At 52.5% G+C, this 15,178-nt stretch carries 13 protein-coding genes and 1 tRNA gene; 10 read left to right on the top strand and 4 right to left on the bottom strand.

The window, feature by feature from the left end; all coding sequences use genetic code 11:
• Window positions 1–502: 502 nt before the first annotated feature.
• From ABXT50_RS00415 to ABXT50_RS00405, 3 genes are all read right to left on the bottom strand, one after another.
• Window positions 503–3,679, bottom strand: a complete 3,177-nt coding sequence (locus tag ABXT50_RS00415; protein WP_415274223.1) for a beta strand repeat-containing protein — start codon at window positions 3,677–3,679, stop codon at window positions 503–505.
• Between the two features lie 593 nt (window positions 3,680–4,272).
• Complete coding sequence (locus tag ABXT50_RS00410) at window positions 4,273–4,875, bottom strand: helix-turn-helix domain-containing protein (protein ID WP_415274222.1); 603 nt, start codon at window positions 4,873–4,875, stop codon at window positions 4,273–4,275.
• Entirely contained in the window at window positions 4,872–6,101 is a 1,230-nt protein-coding gene (locus ABXT50_RS00405; protein WP_415274221.1) for a tyrosine-type recombinase/integrase, read from the bottom strand. The genes ABXT50_RS00410 and ABXT50_RS00405 overlap by 4 nt, the downstream gene beginning before the upstream one ends.
• A 627-nt stretch (window positions 6,102–6,728) precedes the next feature.
• Here ABXT50_RS00405 and ABXT50_RS00400 point away from each other — a divergent pair.
• The 9 genes from ABXT50_RS00400 (at window position 6,729) to ABXT50_RS00360 (ending at window position 14,023) form a co-directional block, all read left to right on the top strand.
• A complete protein-coding gene (locus ABXT50_RS00400) occupies window positions 6,729–7,082 on the top strand; it encodes a hypothetical protein (protein ID WP_415274220.1) in 354 nt (117 codons plus the stop codon).
• A gap of 30 nt (window positions 7,083–7,112) precedes the next feature.
• Window positions 7,113–7,835 carry a CDP-alcohol phosphatidyltransferase family protein gene (locus tag ABXT50_RS00395; RefSeq protein ID WP_415274219.1) on the top strand — a complete coding sequence of 241 codons (723 nt, stop codon included), beginning with the start codon at window positions 7,113–7,115 and terminating at the stop codon, window positions 7,833–7,835.
• The gene (locus ABXT50_RS00390; RefSeq protein WP_415274218.1) at window positions 7,832–8,863 is read left to right on the top strand and encodes a lysylphosphatidylglycerol synthase transmembrane domain-containing protein; all 1,032 of its coding nucleotides are present in this window, start codon (window positions 7,832–7,834) and stop codon (window positions 8,861–8,863) included. The genes ABXT50_RS00395 and ABXT50_RS00390 overlap by 4 nt, the downstream gene beginning before the upstream one ends.
• Window positions 8,860–9,912 (top strand): glycosyltransferase family 4 protein, encoded by a 1,053-nt coding sequence (locus ABXT50_RS00385; protein WP_415274217.1) that lies wholly within the window; start codon window positions 8,860–8,862, stop codon window positions 9,910–9,912. The genes ABXT50_RS00390 and ABXT50_RS00385 overlap by 4 nt, the downstream gene beginning before the upstream one ends.
• A gap of 27 nt (window positions 9,913–9,939) precedes the next feature.
• A complete protein-coding gene (locus ABXT50_RS00380; protein ID WP_415274216.1) occupies window positions 9,940–10,728 on the top strand; it encodes an inositol monophosphatase family protein in 789 nt (262 codons plus the stop codon).
• A gap of 482 nt (window positions 10,729–11,210) precedes the next feature.
• Entirely contained in the window at window positions 11,211–12,041 is an 831-nt protein-coding gene (locus ABXT50_RS00375) for a zinc-dependent alcohol dehydrogenase (RefSeq protein ID WP_415274215.1), read from the top strand.
• 8 nt (window positions 12,042–12,049) lie between these two features.
• A complete protein-coding gene (locus ABXT50_RS00370; RefSeq protein ID WP_415274214.1) occupies window positions 12,050–12,445 on the top strand; it encodes a 6-pyruvoyl trahydropterin synthase family protein in 396 nt (131 codons plus the stop codon).
• A gap of 2 nt (window positions 12,446–12,447) precedes the next feature.
• Window positions 12,448–13,221, top strand: coding sequence for a class I SAM-dependent methyltransferase (locus ABXT50_RS00365; RefSeq protein ID WP_415274213.1), 774 nt, complete (start codon window positions 12,448–12,450; stop codon window positions 13,219–13,221).
• A gap of 142 nt (window positions 13,222–13,363) precedes the next feature.
• Window positions 13,364–14,023 carry a RibD family protein gene (locus ABXT50_RS00360; RefSeq protein ID WP_415274212.1) on the top strand — a complete coding sequence of 220 codons (660 nt, stop codon included), beginning with the start codon at window positions 13,364–13,366 and terminating at the stop codon, window positions 14,021–14,023.
• Between the two features lie 347 nt (window positions 14,024–14,370).
• Here the strand turns inward: ABXT50_RS00360 and ABXT50_RS00355 are convergent.
• Window positions 14,371–14,443, bottom strand: a tRNA-Arg gene (locus ABXT50_RS00355).
• A gap of 132 nt (window positions 14,444–14,575) precedes the next feature.
• Here ABXT50_RS00355 and ABXT50_RS00350 point away from each other — a divergent pair.
• The gene (locus tag ABXT50_RS00350) at window positions 14,576–15,148 is read left to right on the top strand and encodes a cytochrome b5 domain-containing protein (RefSeq protein ID WP_415274211.1); all 573 of its coding nucleotides are present in this window, start codon (window positions 14,576–14,578) and stop codon (window positions 15,146–15,148) included.
• The last annotated feature ends 30 nt before the right edge of the window (window positions 15,149–15,178 follow it).

The raw sequence follows: 15,178 nt of genomic DNA, 5'->3' as shown, positions 1-15,178 counted from the left end.
AGCGAGTAACAAACGGCAACATTCACGGATTGCCTAACCCCGCTCTTCACGGAAGCGCCTGTGGTCGTGACTCAATAGACCACTCTGTGAGTTAGAAAAAGTCCGTCCGCTCTTGTCGAGCCTGGAGTACTAGACACTCCCATGAGAACAGGTCAGTTGTCAGAAATGAAGAAGCCCAAGAAGTTGTGAAGGCTTCTTGGGTTTCAGTGCGCTTGGAGGGACTCGAACCCCCAACCTTCTGATCCGTAGTTCTATCTCAGGCGCTTAGCTGGTTTGTTTGTACCGCCAGTCTAGGGGTCTTTGGGGGTATTGGCTAGTGCGGCTTATTGAAAAACAACGCTTCTGGCTGAGCGATTGGCTGACTCTTTTCTCGCGTTTAGCGCCAGTGAAAAGGTCCATAACCCTAACAACAGCTTCGGTTTCCGATCTACCCGTTAAATGACTAACCCCCCTGGCCGAAGCCAAGGGGGTTAGTGGTTATTGAACTACTAAGTAGTTGTTACTACTTGGTGGTTGTGTTGAACGTGCTAATCATTACGCCATCAATGTAGATGGTTGTAACGATGTCGTAGCCAGCTCCGGTGTAGCGAACTACACGCTCGAAGTCAGAGGCTAGTGAAGCAACCACTATCCACTTACCGGCAACGATTGCGCTCATCTTCTTGCCTGCATAGCCCTTCGCATAAAGTGCTACGTAGCCCTTGAATGAACCAACGTTTACCTTGGTGTCTGCCGATACAACGCCAGAGGCGGTGATCACGGTAGTCGAGGTAGTAACTAGGTCCTTGACATCAAGGTAGTCGCCGTCGGCGTTCTGGTCGTAAGACACGGTAACTACTGGACTAGCAGAGTCGTTTGACCCTAGTAGAACAGAGAACGCGATCTCACCATTGACGTCGGTTGTGGTTGGCAAGGTACCAAACACAATTCCTGAACCAGAGTAGGTGACCTTTACGGTAGCAGCGGCAACGCCGTTACCGTATACGTCTGCAAGCTTTGCCTTTACCTGGAAGGTAGAAGCAGGCTGTACAGCAGCAGGAGTTGTAACTGTAAGAACAGTTCCCTCTCCAATGCCCTGTCCTGAGAAGGACACCTTTGAAGTGGCACTTGCGCCGTTAGCAGTAGCAGTGATTACTGTGTCTGTCTGAGCTGTGGTGCTGTATAGCTTCACGCTAAACTGACCGGTTCCATCAGAGATCACTGTAATCGAGCCACGCTTGTCAACCGCACCATCAGAGAACAAGATGTTGCTTGCTCCAGAGATGGTTACAACTGAGTTTGCCAACGCAACACCGGTAGCAGAGTTGGTGGCTTTACCCACTACAACTACTTCTCCACCGGTACCTGATGTGTAAGCAGGCTGTGCAGCATAAGCAACGCGAGTGTCTCTTTCGACTACCGCCACTGAGGCAACTGCGTCAGCGAGGTCTGCCGTGGTGCCGTAGATAGCCGAAGCATCTGCGGACATCGTGACTTTACCCTTTGTTGTGGTGTTTGTGGTCAACGCTACGGTTGTAGTCGTGTCCGCAAAGACGCCAGCAGTGCTCTTCTTCTGAAGAGTTAGGTTGCTTACGTACGAAGTTGCAACTCCAGCATCGGAAACAGTAACCTTTGCAGCGCCATCAACCAAGCTGACGAAGCCAGCGGTCACTCCACCACCAGCAAGCTTTAGGCGGTAGTCACCAGCTGCTGCACGGTTGAAGAACTGGTCTGCAACGATTAGGTCAAGTTCATAACTTGTCCCAGCTGAGACCATGCGTGCGCTGGTCGCAAGACCAGCAGCGGTAGATGTGTTTAGGTCGTACATGGTAAGTGCAGCCGTGTCCCACTCAACTGTGAAAGCTGAAGCAGCAGCGGTAACACCCTCAGGAGTAGCTGTGATTGTTACAGCCTTGCCGTCGGTACCCGTGGTGTCGGTTACTAGGAAGCTAACCTGGCCATTGGCGTCAGTGGTAAGTGAAGGCTTTGCAGCCCCGGTTAGATAACCGTTTACCTTGATGGTTCCAGCAGCTGCACCAGCAGCGAAGGAGTAGGCCACTGAGCGACCCGCACCAACAGCAACGCCGGTCGAAGTTAGGACAGTAGCGGTAACTGTGGTGCTAAGGGTACCGGCTGCAACCTTTGCGTCTGTGGCTGCGTCACCAGTGATAACTCCACTGGTTCCCTGTAGAACAGTGCTTGCAACAGTCGAGAATGACACGTCTGCAGATACAAGAGGCATAACAGCGAAAGCACTTGCGGTGCCAACCTTGTCGTACTTGTTGTCAGCTCCAGTGTCGATTGCTAGCTGTCCTGAGTAGTCACCCGCGAAGACGTTTTCAGAAGAAAGCACGATGGTGTAACCACCAGCAGTTTCGTCAGTGTCTGTTGCAGCAGTTACGGCTGTGGTCTCAGATAGTGGGTAGGTGAATACCGTGGTGCTCACCACTGTAACGATCGCCGCAGTCTCATTCATTACCGCAATATCAGCGGCAGCATATGTGATCTTGTCGCCGGTCTTCAGGTTGTGAACTGCACCAGTTGTCACAGTCGCTACCTTCGCAGCAGTTACGGACACTGCGCCAATGACGCCTGCCGCACGAGCAGTAGGAGCAGTGTGGCCCCAGGCAGTCACGCCTGGAAGTACTGCATCAGCTGTCCATGGCTCAAGGGTAGTAGCCGCCGCTGTTGCTGCTGAGGCGGGCCACAATCCAGTGGTTGCATTCTGATCTGCTGAGTCGACAACAAGAGCCGCAGTCTTTGGGTCACCCTGACGAGTGAAGAGAGCTGCGAACAAAGCAGCATCGGCTGTTTGTACACCGTTCAACAATGGAGTTGTGGTGAAAGTACCTGCAAGGGCAGTGTCACCCTCGTTAGGTGCAGTTAGTGAGAACGATCCAGTTAGTTCAGCATCAGTTACGAATGTAACTGTACGTGCTGGAGAGACGTAGTCAAGCTGACCGATTTCGTCATTCTCAACGAAGTCAACGAATGCTGTGACGGTAGCAGATCTGGTTACAGCATCAGGAGCGAGAAGAACAAGTGCTGCTACTGTGCCGTCAGCGTCACCGGAGTCGACAATAAATGAGTTGTCGGCGTTACGGTTTTCGCGGATAACGGTTCCTGGCTCGGCGCCTTCAATCTTCACAAGGAGTGCGTCCCCCAAGTTAGTCGTTGTCTTGAACGAAATATCGTTATTGACCACGGTCACCGAGAAAGCTGTTGCGGCCGGTGCGAGGGTTGCAGGTGCGCCATTTGCCGCGATGTCACCCTGGAGGACTGCGGTGAACTGGATTACATCGCCTGTGACAAGTAAGGCAGCCGCAGTGGCATCAGTAATCGTAACAGTGTCCAGAGCTGGAGCTGCTGCTACGGTCACAGCAACTACGGAGCTGTCCGCAATAGTTATTGCGCGACCAACGGAAGTTACAGAAGGCTCGAATACAGCCTCAGGGTCTGTTACAAGGAATTTCATTTCCTTGTTGGCGTGAATTGCTGAAGCTCCAGCGGTAGCGGTCAGGCTGAAGGTCTTGCCTGTGTCTGCGATGACTGCATAAGCATCTGCGTAGCCAGTAGTTGGCACGAGAGTTACGAAGTTTTCAACGCCAACAGCATTTGCCGGAACACCGGCAAATCCTGAAGCAATTAGAGACAGACCTGCACCAAAAGCCAGACTCTTGCGAGTCGTGTTTTTAGACATGTATTTATCTTTCTTCTTGGTTTGCCCATAACCATTTGGTTACAGGCTGTAAGAGAGGACTACCACCAACCAAGCAGGAGATAGCAAACCCTTACATAGACAAGGTAACGGACAACAGGTTCGGACATTACGGTCTGTACGAACATTTCTTAAAGTTTCTTTCATGTTTTTTTCTCTGAAACTGACACTGCAGGCCGCAATGTGCCTAAACCCCGCGCTAATCCAGGCCTGTGGGCAAACAACTGATGGTTTTCAGCAGACAAATTAGGGGGCCTTATATACATGTATCAAAAAACTAAAAAAGCACTGCGACGGCTTGGGTGCGGAATCGCCCATCAAGCAAGAATCAATCGAGCTATTCACGCCAGCATTAGTGGGCAACAGCCAGCGGGCTGCTTTGACCGCAGAAGCCTTTAGATTGTCTGGCTTCATCGAAATAGCCTGCTAGTAAGGCTTCAGCCAACAAACAGTAAAGCTGCCGATTGCAACCCAGGCCCCCTGTTAGTTTCCCGCAAGTGCGTGTCTTCTAATCGCGCCGTGGCTGCCTAATGCCAGGGGAGGGTCCTCCCCCTCCCTCTTTTTACCCTCTCTTTCTACCCATACATTTCCTCTTTCCACTTTGAGACTTTCATCTCGTTGATCAGGTAATCAGCATCAGCCTTAGACATTTGATCAAACTCCTGGATGGTTGGCTCAGTTCCTATATAGCCTGGATGTTCAATAAATAGCTCCCTAATCAGTTCAAACTGTTTAGCTGTTGCCGGTTCTTGATCACTTGGCTGATTTCGTTTTCGTCCCCGTTTTGACAACGGGGTGTTAAGTGATTCTTCTTCTATTGATTGTTCTTCTTGGTAGCTTCCTGATGACTGGGGGGTAGTCGGGAAAAGACGAGCCAAACGCCGCTCACTGTCTAATATCTGATAATCATTAGAAGTCTGCCTGCCGTCTGTAGGTCTGATTCTTCCTTTCCAGTCGATAAGGCCAACTTCCTTCAGTTGTTTCAATGCCGTCTTTACTGCCGAGACAGATAGTTTTACTTCTTTTGAAATCGTCTTATGCGATACCCAGGTCTTATTGGTTGTTCCCGCATGGCTTTTTAGGCAGACATAAACAGCCAGTGCGTTGGGGTTCAACCTGCCAGATCGAGCAATCACATTTGGGATCATCGCAAAACCGTCTTGACGTTTTATGGTCATTTCGCAGCCTCCAAGATCTGACTGGGTCTAACTACCTGGACTTGCTGATTGGGCGCAAGGTAGTTACTAAGACCGATCGAAAATTCAGTAATCAGCGGTTGAACATAAGGGGCATAAACATTTTTAGTGATGTCTATCCTTGAATGACCAAGCCCCTGAGATACCGCCTCTAAGCGAACCCCCGATGCCAGGGACAATACCGCTGCGGTGTGACGCATGTCATGAATGCGGATCACTCTGCAATCAGCCTCCTGCAAAAACTGCTTGAAGCCCCGGCTGAAATTCCCAGGATGAACCAAGCCACCGATTGAATTCACGAAAACCTGATCAGTTTCTGCCCAGCGATTTCCGGCGGCGGTTTTTGTTGCAGCAATTAGATCCCTGTGCCGCTGAAATGCCAACAAGACCTCATTGCCGATCGCAAGTTTTCGCCTGCTGTTTCTGGTTTTTGTTTCGCCTATGACAAGCGCAGTTTTGCCAGAGCCATCTTCCCGGATGGTTCTTACTTCTCGTAGCGAAACGTTTATCTTTAGAAAGCCTTCAGTAAAATCAATGTCCTTCCAGCGAAGACCAAGAATTTCGCCTCTTCTGGCCCCTAGCAACAGCGCAAGCCTTAGGAACAAGTCATAGGGGCTGCCGACAGCCTGCTGCAGGACGTTCTTGGCCTCTTCAAGGTTCCAGGGCTCCTGAAGCTGGGTCTTTTCATCTGAGAGCCGTCTGACGCGATCAGTAAGGAGCACTTGATTTTTGGCAAGCACTCCTGATTTCACAGCATGACTAAAGACTGCCCCCAATACCTGCCTTGCGCCGTTAATAGTCGCAGTCGCGCTGCCGGACGAGCGAAGCAGCGACAGCCAGTTTTGGATGTCCCTGGATTGAATGTCTTCTAATCGCCGATTGCCAAAATGTGGAAACACACAACGGCGCAAACGATCTTCGTAATCGCTCAGCGTGCTTTGTCTGACCTGCAGGCTCTTAACGTTTCTAACCCACCAAAGCGAGTAATCCATTAGCGTCTCAGCGGATTTTGTTTTTAGATCGCCGGCATAGAGTTCGGCTAGCAATTTTCGATGAAGCTTCTTGGCAGCCGCCAAACTGTGGGCAGTTCTGCGGGTTCTTATGCGTTTGCCGTTAGGTCCGTAGTCAACTGTGACTTCGACCTGCCAGATTGTTTTTCCTGATTTATTGCTTGTAGTAAATATGCATCCGTTGCCGATTCCAGGCATGCCAGACACCTCCTCAAATGAGTTCGGTGGAGGCGCAGCGGATGCTAACTGTGAACATTGGAGTCCCGCATTATTTGCGGGAACTTCGCCGGGTGCCAGAGTGTCGCTCTGCGTCAACTTTTCAGTTGTTGTTCGTCCAAAGTCGCGGATATTAGAATCACCGTTACCTGCTAATTGCTGGGCGGGGACTACCGGAAAGTTCAGGACTTGATGATCAGTCTCGCCTGAGCTGGGGTGAATCGAATGCTGACACGCCGATGAATGCGAACAAGTGTTCGATTGACTAATGACTACTTGGCTGAGTGATTGGCTGAGTTTTTGGCTGACCATGGTGATAGCTCCCTGAATCGGAGCTAAGCGATGAAGTAGAGATCCTTTTAGTAAAAGGGTCTACGGTGGTGCGCTTGGAGGGACTCGAACCCCCAACCTTCTGATCCGTAGTTATGTTGCATTGCCTCTGCCCAGGGCCTGAGTGGCAATGTATCCCAGTATTTTATTCGTCAAGCCACCCTTTGCAGATATGCCCATTCCTGTCCATTTCCGCCCGTTGAACGGAATCTAAACGGAATACCGGCTTTGCAGATCAGGTTCCTGGCCTATGTGGAACTAGGCATGTGAATTGTTTTCATGGGTCGTTCTAGAGACAACTATGACAAGCTCCTACCGCAGAAACTGAAGAACGCGAATAAGCAAGAATTGGCAACCCCTCGCATTGAAAAGCTACTCTCCAAGCTTGACTCAAATGATGCAGAGTCTCTCCTGGAAATCGCACTAAATTACTTGTCCTTTGAAGACTATGCAAGTGCTTCGCAGCAGCTTTCAGACTCAGCAAAACTAGGTAACAGGGATGCCATGTTTTTTCTTGGCCGATTGGAGCTTAAAGCAAAGAGTGACCCAAAGTGGCTAATTAAGGCTGCTGAACTTGGTGACTCGGATGCCGCGAGGGCCATCAGGCCTTCGAAATTGCGCTTTTTGAGGTAGATGTGATTTTGAAAAAGGTAAGATTTCTAAATGTTAAATGAGCGCTTGACTTCAGCTTTGACCCGGTTCAGTCCCGTCTCCCAGCTGTCCGCCACGCTTGTTCTAGGAGTATTTCTCGTAATTGCGGTTGGAAGTTTGTTTGTTGGGGTCAACGTTCAGGCGCTTGGTTTTGCTCTGCTGAGCTACCTCATCGGATCACTGCTCGCCCTGGCCCTAATGCGCGGCGGTTACCCGCACTCCCTTCTTGGAAAGGGCAACCTGGTAACTCTGTTCCGATTGTCCGTAGTCGCAGCCCTGCTTGCTCCAGTGATCGGTAATAAGCTGCCTTGGCTGCTCGTTTTTTTAGCAGTGGGTCTTTTAGTGCTCGATGGTGTCGATGGCCGATTAGCGCGCAGTGAAGGTCGAGTTTCGGAGTTTGGTGCCCGCTTAGATATGGAGGTCGACTCCATATTCTCGGTCGTGCTTGCCCTCAATGCATGGGCTGCTGGCCTCACGGGAATCTGGGTCTTGCTTCTAGCGATGCCGCGCTATTTATTCGTTGCTGCTTCCTGGTTTTTACCCTGGCTAAATCGTCCCCTGCCCCAAAGTTTGGCAAGGAGGGTCATCTGCGTGGTGCAGGTGGCCTGTCTGATAGGACTAAACGCGCCAATTTTTCCTGGCTGGATTATTTTCCTTATCGCCGCTTTAGCTGCGGGGCTGCTCATTTGGTCATTCGGTCGAGACATCTTGTGGTTGTGGCGGAATCGAGCATGACCTCTTCGAAATTCCAACCCATCGGCACCAACCTTGAACATCGTTTCCTGGGCCTCAGGCTTGCTCTAAAGAGCTTCGATTCCAAGAAGGTCATTCGACTCATGCAGCTGCTACTTGCGGTTGGGCTTTTGGTTCTCGTTTGGCGCTTGGTCGAGGGTGAGCAGGTGCTAGAAATGCTTCGCTCAGCAAACCCAAGTTGGCTGATTGCATCGCTGGCGGTAATCTCGATTCAGACGGTCTTGTCGGCACTGCGCTGGCGGCTAACCGCCGGTCAGCTCGGCCTTTCATTTAGCCGCGGAACCGCTTTGCGAGAGTACTACCTGGCGCAAATTGCGAACCAGGCTTTGCCCGGCGGGATTCTGGGAGATGCCGGCAGAGCGTTGCGATCGCGAGCTCCCGCTGGGCTTTTTACCTCCGGTCAAGCCGTGGTGCTTGAGCGCCTCGCGGGCCAGGTCGCAGTTTTTCTTCTGATGCTGATTGCACTTTTCGTGACTCAACTAATTCCGGTAGCTGTGGACTGGCCCAGTTGGTTGCTGCTGACAGTTGGCCTAATTCTGATTTCCCTTTCGGCCATCTCAGCTGTGCTTATTTGGATTGCCCGAAACAGTATGGGGAAAACGGGTCGGCTTCTCAAGGGCCTGGCGGTTTCGTCTCGGTTGGCATTTTCCCCCTCGAGGGTGTTGTGGCGACAGGTCTTGCTCAGCCTGGGAACAGCGCTTTGCAACGTTGCGGGTTTTACTTTCGCAGCCTGGGCCGTCGGGTTCGAGCTTTTGTTTTTGGACGCTCTGGCAGTGGTGCCAATGATTCTTCTCGCTATCCTGTTGCCCATTACCGTAAGCGGTTGGGGTCTGCGCGAAGGGGTCGCAGTTGCGCTTTTTCCAATCGTCGGTGCCACCGCAACTCAAGGACTGGCCGCCAGTATGGCGTTTGGGTTGACGTTTCTCGCAGCCGCTTTGCCGGGTTTAGCTTTTGTGCGAAGTGCTCGCCAACCAAAAGCCGAAGCTCAGGATCTTGGGAGTTTGGAATGAAGGAGATTTTCTTTGCTGTCCCCGGTGACATCAAAACTCAATCCGGTGGATACATCTACGACCGCAGATTGGCTCTTGAGCTTGGCTTGCAGGGCAGGAGCCTCACCCACCTGGAACTTGGTAATTCCTATCCGAATCCTACAAACGCCCACGCCTCAGATGCAGCCTTAGCGCTTTTGGCACTGCCCGCGGACAGCATCGTAATCATCGACGGACTTGCACTCGGTGCCATGGATGCCGAGGTTGTAGCAGAGTTAAAGGCGCAGCTGGTGGCGCTTGTTCATCACCCGCTCGCCCTTGAGGGTGACCTTGACCATACGCGACGCGAATCGCTATTCAATTCGGAGCGGATAAATCTGGGGCATGCCAAGCGGGTTATCGTTCCAAGCCCCCACACTGCCCAGCTACTGATTTCGGATTACTCAGTATCTCCGGACCGCATCACCGTCGCGAGACCGGGGATTGATCGACCAGATGGAACTGCCTCCCTGAGGAACCCGCCCTTGATCTTGTCGGTTGGCATCCAGGTGCCACGCAAAGGTCACGACGTGCTTTTAAGAGCTCTAGCGAGCATCAAGCAATTGCGCTGGAACGCAACCATAGCCGGACCCGCGCTAGATGCTGACTACGCTTCAAGTCTTCTGGTATTGGCCGAAGAGCTTGGCTTGGAGGACAGAGTCACATTCGCGGGTCTTGTCAGTGATGACGAGATTTCAGCGCTCTATCGCTCTGCGTCGCTGTTTGCTCTAGCAACTAGCTTTGAGGGCTATGGGATGGTTTTTGGAGAGGCTATGGCCCACGGGCTGCCGATTGTGAGCTGTGCTGCTGGTGCGGTCTCGGAGACGGTTCCTCTAGCGGCAGCCCGACTGGTGGAACCCAATAACCCCTCAGCCTTTGGTGCTGCGCTTGCCGAGTTGTTGGAAAATCATGTCTTGCGTGCAGAGCTTGCGAGTGCATCCTTGGAGGCGGGAGGAAATCTGATTAGCTGGGAGTACTCAGCAGCTCTGGTTGGTGAGATGCTTGACTCGTTACCCGCCGAAAACAACTGAAGAAAGTGCTGGAGTATGGAAACCCAAGTGACTGACACTGAAACGGATCTGGAGCTTGCCGTTAGGGCGGCGAAGTCGGCCGGAGAAATTTTGTTGAAATTCTGGGCGGAGCGATCACAGCTAACAGTTTCTAATAAGCGGGTCGGGGACTTTGTAAGCGAAGCAGATCTGACTTCGGAGAACCATCTAAAAGAGCTGCTACTTGGGGCATGCGAGGCTGACCAGTGGTTGGGTGAGGAAACCGGGGCCGAGGGAAAAAGCAGTCGCCGCTGGATTGTTGATCCGCTGGATGGAACCACGAACTTCTTGCGGGGCATACCCTTTTGGTCGGTCTCAGTGGCGCTCGAAATAGACGGAGAGTTGACTGTTGGCGTAGTGCACGACGCTGTTCACTCTGAGACTTTCGCCGCGCAACTTGGTCGCGGTGCAACGCTAAATGGTTTGCCAATAGAAGTCTCCAACACCGAAGCGATGGCTTCAGCGCTTTTCGGAACCGGCGTCCCATTTGGCTCCATGGCACATATTGCTGACTCGGCAGCCGATATCCGTCGGCTAATGCCGCATTGCGCGGGTGTCAGAAGAATGGGTTCGGCTGCGCTTGACCTGGCTTATGTGGCGTCGGGCAGGCTTGATGGATTCTGGGAGCGCAAACTTCAGATCTGGGACATTGCCGCTGGTCTGGTTCTGCTGCGTGAGGCAGGCGCAACCCTTGAGGGTGCTGAGGTCAGTGAGAGACCAGAACAGAGCGGAACGGTGATGACTGCTACGCCGAAGCTTTTCTCGTCACTAACTTCTCTTCTACGAGCCAGTAACTAGTTGCGGGCTCCAAGCTTCGCTCCCGCAGCTTTCATGGCGCGATCTCGAAAGCGTGTGTGAGTGCAGACGTAAAGGACAATATCCCCAGCGTTGAGGTTCTCCCTAAAAAAAATATGTCCAAACGAATTGTTATTCCTCACCCTCGAATCACTGTTTTTTCTAACGTTCACATCATCTTTAGAAGAAGGCGCGGAGGCTCGGGGTGCCGGGACCAAGAGGTTTTCGGACCTAAATCTGTCCGGTTAGAATTTCAGCAGGAGGGTTGCCTCAAAATGAAAGCAAATCAGTATGTAGTCGGGATTTTATCCTGGAGCTCACTCATTCGAGCTGACTTTTCGGCCAAAAAAGTGAAGTTTTAGATGAACCCGCTGGCGCTTTGGTGCACGGGGGCCAAATCTTCGGAACTGCGCCCTGCAAAATTGGGCCAAGGAGTCCTAGTTAGAACCCTGTTTAGTGGAATTAGCCGAGGGACTGAACGTCTGGTGTTTGAAGGTCGCGTTCCCGAAACCGAATGGTCGAGAATGCGAGCACCCGGCCAAGAAGGCGAGTTTTCCTTCCCCGTGAAGTTTGGCTACTGCGCGGTTGGCGAAGTCTTGGAGGGTGAGTTGGCTGGATCGCAGGCCTTTGCGCTATATCCCCACCAAGAACGATTCCGACTCGAGCAAGACATGCTTTTTCCACTCCCGAGTAACCTGCCAGCAGAGCGCGCCGTGCTGGCTGCAAACATGGAGACCGCGCTGAACGTGCTCTGGGACAGCGCAGCTTCAGCGGGTGACCGAATTGCCATAATTGGATCGGGAGTGCTTGGAGCGCTAATTGGTTACCTGGCCGCTCAGCTTCCAGGTGCAGACGTGACTTTGATTGACATAAATCCTGCCCGTGCTGACTTAGCTGCCAAACTTAATTGCAAGTTCGCGCTGACGGCTGATGCTCCAACCGAGTGCGATGTGGTGATTCACACCTCAGCATCGGCGCAGGGCCTAAACCTGGCGCTGGAGATCGCCGGGCAGGAGGCAACAGTTTTGGAAGCTAGTTGGTTTGGCACCGATTTGGTAAATCTCTCACTGGGCGCTCACTTCCACAGCAGGCGGCTTCGCATTGTTGGCTCTCAGGTTGGAGGTGTGCCGGCCAACCGAGCCGCGCGCTGGAGCCACAGGCGACGCATGCTCAAAGCCCTGGATCTACTGTGTGATCCAGCGCTGGATGCACTAATTACCGGCGAAAGTAGCTTTGCTGACCTGCCAACAGACTACGAAAAAGTTTTGGCCAACCCTGAAACTCTGTGCCACCGAATTCGATACGAAACCAACTAGGAGAGACCATGTTTGCAGTAGAGGTGAGAGACCACATAATGATCGGTCATTCCCTGCCGGCCGAAGTTTTTGGACCAGCACAGGGTTTGCATGGAGCCACGTTCACCGTTGATGCCGCCTTTTTCGCGGAAGGCATAGACGCTCACGGTTTAGTTGTGGACATTGGATTGGCGACTTCGGAGCTTGCTGAGGTCCTGGCCCCTCTGAGGTATAAAAACCTTGATGAGCTGCCTGAGCTAAAGGGTAAATTCACCACCACGGAGTTTTTGTGCGGCTACATTTTTGAGCAGATTGCCAAGCGAGTCAAAGACGGCAAGCTCGCAGATGGGGGTCGAGTTAAGAAGCTTCGGATTTCACTGCAGGAAAGCCACGTCGCCAGAGCTTGGTTCGAGAGTGAGATTTAAACTTGGGTTTTTCTGCTGACTGGCTCGCACTTCGCGAACCATCCGATCATGCGGCCAGAGACACCGCATTGTTGCGGCGGGCGGTCAACGAGGCTGGTGCAAAACCAGTGATCCTTGATTTGGGTTGTGGGACCGGTTCTACGGTCCGAGCTTTAGACGCGCTCCTGCCTAAAAATAGACAGTGGCGTCTGGTAGACAATGATCTAGGGCTTTTGCAGCTGGCTGGGAAGGCCGCTGGGGACTCCGCAACGCTTCACCAGCTGGACCTCGATGACATTGATTCACTTCCACTGGCAGGAGTGACGCTCGTGACCGCTTCGGCACTGATTGACCTAGTGTCGAGGCAGTGGCTAGCAAAATTGGCCTCAAGTCTCTCGGTCCCGGTTTACCTGGCTCTTTCTTATGACGGGGAAATGAACTGGCAGCCGGAGCATCCACTGGACAAGGCCGTCACAGCCGCCTTCAACTCCCATCAGCGCAGCGATAAGGGCTTTGGGCCGGCACTGGGTCCGGACTCGGTTGAGGTTGCCAGCGAGGTTTTTAGAGCTCACGGATTTGAAGTGCTTGTCGCCCAAAGTCCATGGCGGCTGGCTTCAGCTGAAGCGGAACTGCAAAAAGAGCTGGTCGCTGGAATCACACAAGCTGTCATTGAGTTTGGAGCTCAAGATGCAGAGCTTTGGGGACGTGAAAGAACGGCGGTGGCGGGTCAGACGCTCTGCCAGATTGGCCACGGAGACCTCCTGGCTATCCCAGAACTAAAAAGTGAACGGTCCTAAAGATGCACTTGGTTGAGGTGACTGAAGAAATTTGGCGAAGGCTCCTCATGGTTCGAGAGGGAAAATCTTGCCTCTGCTGCGGTGATTTTCGGAGGGTCAGCAAGCTGCGCTCGCCCTCTACGGTCCGCTTTCTCGCAGAGATGTGGGCCCGTTAATCACAGGTCAAATCGGGCAATCTCTGGACGGTCGTATCGCGACAACAAATGGAGATGTGGGCAAGGTTTCGGGCCCCGACGGAATATTGCACCTTCACAGGATGCGCGCACTAGTTGATGCTGTACTGATAGGTGTGAAAACCGCGCTGCATGACTCTCCTCAACTAACAGTTAGGCACTGCGAGGGGCCGAATCCGGCACGAGTTGTAATTGACATAAGAGGCAGGCTCCCAAATGATTCCCCCGTTTTAGCCGACGATGGCTCTCGCCGAATCATCATCCAGACAGATAACACCGCGCGCACGGCCGGTATCGAAGTTATTCGACTTCCCGCCACGAACGGAGCGATTGCGCCAAGTGCCATTACCGAGGCCTTGAGGTCTGAGGGGCTTTCCAGCCTGCTAGTTGAGGGCGGCAGCTTTACGATCGGTAAGTTCATCGAAGCTGGCCTACTGGATCTGCTGCATCTTGCCTTGGCGCCGGTTCTGATAGGCAATGGACCCGCAGGGCTTAACTTATCCCAACCGGATGCCCAACTTGAAATGGCAATTCGACCAGAAACCAGGGCTTTCACACTCGGCTCGGAGTTGATTCTTGAGTGCGGACTTACCAAAGCCGCGTCGGCTTCGGCAATCCCGCTTCACTAATACCGCCTAAAAAATAAACCAGAGTAAGAAATTCAGCAGTTGTTAGAACCGCGCCTATTCAGCATCGCGTCGGCACCAACTCAGTGCACTCGGAAGGAATCGAGCCAACGATTTCTTGGACTGCCGATAAGAGGTCAGAGTAACTTCATCGCTTTTTTGGTTCGCGTCTCGGGCTGGTTTGTTTTCAGAAATCAACCCGTCCGCGTTGGGGACGGCCTTAGGTGAGATGTCCACGTCTCAAGACCATGAATGTGCTGGGGGATTAGCACCGAATTGTCAAAAGGCCTGGCCGAGATACAACCGACATGAAAAAACCCAAGAAGTTGTGAAGGCTTCTTGGATTTCAGTGCGCTTGGAGGGACTCGAACCCCCAACCTTCTGATCCGTAGTCAGATGCTCTATCCGTTGAGCCACAAGCGCTGGTAAGTTCCAAAGTCTAACTTATTTCGGGGAAGAAAAGCACGGGCGTCTAAGTTCATCCGTGTATCGATGGAGAAGTAATTGCCTCGACTCTCTAACTTCGTCACCATCACATAAGGAGCCACTGGTTCTATGAAAGTTCTTGCTTTGCTATTAGTTGCAGGTATCCTGACCGGCTGCGCAGCAGCCGATGACAGCGGTTCTATTTCGAGCACCCAAGGCCAGCCACTCAAAGTTGTGACCGAGTCACCGTCTGAAGCTTCGGAAGAATCGGCGAGTGAGCCTGATGGGAAAGAAGCCGAGGCTTCGATGCAGGAAGCCGAAAACGAGCCGGAGGCAAGCGCACCCGCTAAAACTCAGTCAGTACAACCATCCGCGACCAAAGCTCCGCCGGCCTCCCAAAAAGCTGAGCCGGTTGAAACTCAAACCCCAAAACAAACCCAAGACCCGGAACCGGAGCCCGTCGAATCCAAGTATTCAATGGCGAACATTGCAAAGAACAACTCGACCTCAAGTTGCTGGGCTGCTATCTCAGGTAAGGCATATGATCTAACCGCTTGGATCTCAAAGCATCCTGGCGGTGCTGGGGCAATCGTGAGCATTTGCGGTACGGATGCCACATCCGTTTTTCAGGGTAGGCATGGCGGGCAGTCAGCACCTGCATCGTCACTTTCTGTTTACCTACTGGGCGATGTCGACAGCTAATACTTCGGTCGATTAGATAACCGCGCCAAG

Source organism: Aquiluna sp. Uisw_065, assembly GCF_047731275.1.
GTDB lineage: Bacteria > Actinomycetota > Actinomycetes > Actinomycetales > Microbacteriaceae > Aquiluna.
Note: the sequence above shows the minus strand (reverse complement) of the source record. Positions and strands in the feature narration are given on the sequence as shown.

Excerpts from the sequence above, each read along its gene's own strand:
- ABXT50_RS00415 (WP_415274223.1), bottom strand. The coding sequence starts at position 3,679 with ATGTCTAAAAACACGACTCGCAAGAGTCTGGCTTTTGGTGCAGGTCTG.
- ABXT50_RS00410 (WP_415274222.1), bottom strand. The coding sequence starts at position 4,875 with ATGACCATAAAACGTCAAGACGGTTTTGCGATGATCCCAAATGTGATT.
- ABXT50_RS00385 (WP_415274217.1), top strand. The coding sequence starts at position 8,860 with ATGAAGGAGATTTTCTTTGCTGTCCCCGGTGACATCAAAACTCAATCC.
- ABXT50_RS00395 (WP_415274219.1), top strand. The coding sequence starts at position 7,113 with ATGTTAAATGAGCGCTTGACTTCAGCTTTGACCCGGTTCAGTCCCGTC.
- ABXT50_RS00405 (WP_415274221.1), bottom strand. The coding sequence starts at position 6,101 with ATGCCTGGAATCGGCAACGGATGCATATTTACTACAAGCAATAAATCA.
- ABXT50_RS00370 (WP_415274214.1), top strand. The coding sequence starts at position 12,050 with ATGTTTGCAGTAGAGGTGAGAGACCACATAATGATCGGTCATTCCCTG.
- ABXT50_RS00350 (WP_415274211.1), top strand. The coding sequence starts at position 14,576 with ATGAAAGTTCTTGCTTTGCTATTAGTTGCAGGTATCCTGACCGGCTGC.
- ABXT50_RS00400 (WP_415274220.1), top strand. The coding sequence starts at position 6,729 with ATGGGTCGTTCTAGAGACAACTATGACAAGCTCCTACCGCAGAAACTG.
- ABXT50_RS00390 (WP_415274218.1), top strand. The coding sequence starts at position 7,832 with ATGACCTCTTCGAAATTCCAACCCATCGGCACCAACCTTGAACATCGT.